We start from the raw sequence: 1,343 nt of genomic DNA, 5'->3' as shown, positions 1-1,343 counted from the left end.
ATTGCTCTAAGCATGTGTGGCCACAGGTGGCGCTCATCGGCCTTGCCCATTCGTTTTCCTGCCACGCTGTAGGGCTGACAAGGGAATCCACCCGTGAGGACGTCGATTTGTCCTCGGTGTTTACTAAAATCTGTTGTTGTAATGTCGTCATAAAGGATTGCATTGGGCCAGTAATATTGTAGAACTTGCTGGCAAAAAGGGTTTATTTCACAGTGGAATACATTCTCCCAACCCATTTGGTGGGCAACAAGGTCAAACCCTCCAATTCCACTGAATAAAGAGGCGTGTTTCATCTTTTTTGTAGGGGTAAAATCTAATATTTTCCTGCAAGTTGGATTTGACACACCTCAATCAGTAGGACAATTTTTTGTACCAGCTAAACCATTTGCAACTCCAGCTCCTTGTTTTTACAATAAAGCGTGGCCATTCTTTGCACTAAACTTTTGCGTTCTGATCGTTTGTGAGCTCTCAAACGCTGGAGTCTTTTCAGCGTTGTACGATAGTCCTCGTTGGGCAGCTCTAAACATACTGAAGCTTTACGCCAAACGTAGCCCCAAGAACCTTTTACTCTATACTCTAGGTACACGACTCCCTGCAATGCGTATCTGATACGCATCCGACTTTTAACTAAGATTTTCATGTTTTGATTGTAGCCGTATGGCTGGAAAATGATTGAAGGAAATGAGTTAAAACTAAATGTTCTCGTTACGAATCATACTTTGAACTTCGAGCAAATGGTACCAAGTTTCAGGATCTTCTTTTTGAATGATCTCTATAATCTCATTCGAAAGTGGAATTAATGAACCGTTTGAAAATTCGGCTAAAGCACCACAGTACAAGCAAATACTAAAATCACCATTGGCTGGGAATTTGACCTCGTCTGAATCTAAATGCGTATGTGAATCCACAGGAGCTGAACAGTTATGACATTCCATAATATGAAGGTTTATATAATTACGACTGTGATGTTTTAGGCTTGAGCCCGACTATATCCATGATGTCCATTTGTATATTGCCAGCTGAGCGGGTCATTCCAAGGTGATCACGAATTAACTTGATTGCTGAGGCTGGTACATACCGATCACCTCGGAGCATTTTTCGAATATTGGAATTATCAGAATTTGGCCCATAGTCCAACTCTGTTCTGAGTATTTGGTATAGGGCTTTTCGTTGCTGAAGTGGTAATTTTTTATAGACTCTTATCACTTCAATTGGCATTAGTAAGCGTTGAGTTCTCATTGTTTATTGACCCGTTTTGTAAAGTAGTGACCCGTTTTTACTTCAAAATAAACCGTCTCAAATCCTTATCGTATTTCGCTATCATTTGTCCATTTTGACCAACC

At 40.7% G+C, this 1,343-nt stretch carries 4 protein-coding genes; all 4 read right to left on the bottom strand.

Going from position 1 to position 1,343, the window contains the following annotated elements; genetic code table 11:
• Window positions 1-293 (bottom strand): DNA cytosine methyltransferase (locus tag GVN22_RS28545; protein WP_240915791.1); only part of this gene is annotated, 293 nt, incomplete at its 3' end.
• 83 nt (window positions 294-376) lie between these two features.
• Window positions 377-640 (bottom strand): hypothetical protein, encoded by a 264-nt coding sequence (locus tag GVN22_RS28540; RefSeq protein ID WP_166554150.1) that lies wholly within the window; start codon window positions 638-640, stop codon window positions 377-379.
• Between the two features lie 52 nt (window positions 641-692).
• Window positions 693-935, bottom strand: coding sequence for a hypothetical protein (locus tag GVN22_RS28535; RefSeq protein WP_166554152.1), 243 nt, complete (start codon window positions 933-935; stop codon window positions 693-695).
• A 19-nt stretch (window positions 936-954) separates the two neighbouring features.
• A complete protein-coding gene (locus GVN22_RS28530) occupies window positions 955-1,239 on the bottom strand; it encodes a hypothetical protein (RefSeq protein ID WP_166554151.1) in 285 nt (94 codons plus the stop codon).
• Window positions 1,240-1,343 lie beyond the last annotated feature (104 nt).

The sequence above is a fragment of the Cellulophaga sp. BC115SP genome (assembly GCF_009905545.1).
Lineage (GTDB): Bacteria > Bacteroidota > Bacteroidia > Cytophagales > Spirosomataceae > Flectobacillus > Flectobacillus rivi.
The sequence above is the reverse complement of the archived record's forward strand: the minus strand, read 5'-3'. Positions and strand labels throughout refer to the sequence as shown.